The sequence below is a fragment of the Phycisphaerae bacterium genome (assembly GCA_012729815.1).
Classification (GTDB): Bacteria; Planctomycetota; Phycisphaerae; order JAAYCJ01; family JAAYCJ01; genus JAAYCJ01.
Window position 1 is genome coordinate 1 of record JAAYCJ010000173.1, and the last position, 1,531, is coordinate 1,531.

Below are 1,531 nucleotides of genomic sequence, written 5' to 3' on the forward strand. Positions count from 1 at the left end.
TGTCAAGCGCAGTTAGGAATGTCCGGTAGTTGCGGCAGGTAGAATAGTCCGGTTGGTCTTCTTGGTCTTCATGCGTTTGTAGGATTGCCTCCAGGGGTGGTCTGGGGATGGACCCGACCCTGGGGTCTGGGGTACACTCTGGACGCCATCGGGAAGACAGGGCTCCGCAGGAGTGCGACCCGAGCGCCCCTTGGCAGGACGTACAGCAGAGGGCTCGGCCGTGGCTGCGGCTGAGCCCTTCTTCTTGCGCTCTGCTGGGGTCCTCGTCTGCGATAAACTCCGGGGGTTGGGGGGCAGAGCCCCCGAGGCCGTCGCCGACCCCACCACCTCGTACTTCACGTACTGCCCCTTGAAGCGAAGCTTCAGGCTGCCGTCCAGACGCTTCTCGATCGTCACCTTGCCCCCGCGCAGGCCCGCCAACGCCGGCGGCAGCAGCTGGTAGATCACGTTGTCCAGGCGGATCGTGTAGTCGTTGGCCACCTTCCGCTGGTCCTGCAGGCTCAGGATCGCCCCCAGGTTCATCGAAGGATGCAACGGGCGGTGGGCGCTGTTGGGGCTGGACGGCCGCACCGTGCAGCGACGGTTGAACCACGGCAGGAACACCGTCTCGACCACCACGTTGGCCTCCTCCATCGTCGTAGCACCCGCCAGGCGAAGCTCCTTCACCAGCCGGTCCTGCGCGGTCTTGTTGAACCGCTCCACACGACCCTTGGCCTGCGGACTGTTGGCCAGGATCAGCTCGATCTGCAGTTCCTCCAACGCCCGCTTGAACTGCGTCAGCGTCGGCCGGGGGTCGCTGGGGTGGTGGTCCTCGGCGCGGAAGATGCTGTCGCGGTCCACGTACATCGACCCCATCCGGCCGTGCTTGCGAAGGTAACGGCCCAGAAGGTCCATGTACGCCTCGGTCGTCTCGGCCGGGTAGAACCGCGCCATCGCCTTGCTCGTGGCGTCGTCGATCATCACCAGCAGCACCATCCAGGGGCCCCGACCCTCCAGCCAATTGTGATGGCTGCCGTCGGCCTGGACCATCTCGCCGAAGCACGGACGACGCTCCCGACGCCGGCGGTGCGTGTCCCGCTTGCGCTGACGTTGCCAGAGCCCCTCGGCCACCAGCCACTCCCGCAGCGTACGCACCGCCACCGGCAGCCTCAACTCCGCCAACTTCTCGGCCGCGAAGGTGGGCCCGAAGTCCCCGAACTGCTGACGGTAGGTCAAAAGCACCTGTTTGCGGAACTGCGGACAGATCCGGCGGTTGGACGGCCGGCCCCGCAACTGGTGGATGATCGCCGCGTCGCCCTCGGCCTCCAGCTTCCGCTGGATCCGGCGGACCTGGCGGGCCGTCAGCCCCATCAACCGAGCCGCCTCCGCCTGTGTCCGCTTGCCCGACAGCACCGACGCCATGATCTTCAACCGATCCCGCTCCCGCTGGCTCATCGCGATCCGTTCCTCGTCCATCCGCTCTCCTTGCACACAAAAGGAAAGCGGACATTCTTACATGCCGAAGACCGGACATTACTATCTGCCGATGACA

1 protein-coding gene is annotated in these 1,531 nt (G+C 65.7%); it reads right to left on the reverse strand.

What is annotated here, in order from left to right:
- Positions 1 to 12: 12 nt before the first annotated feature.
- A complete protein-coding gene (locus GXY33_11290; protein ID NLX05716.1) occupies positions 13 to 1,455 on the reverse strand; it encodes an ISNCY family transposase in 1,443 nt (480 codons plus the stop codon).
- Positions 1,456 to 1,531: the final 76 nt, after the last annotated feature.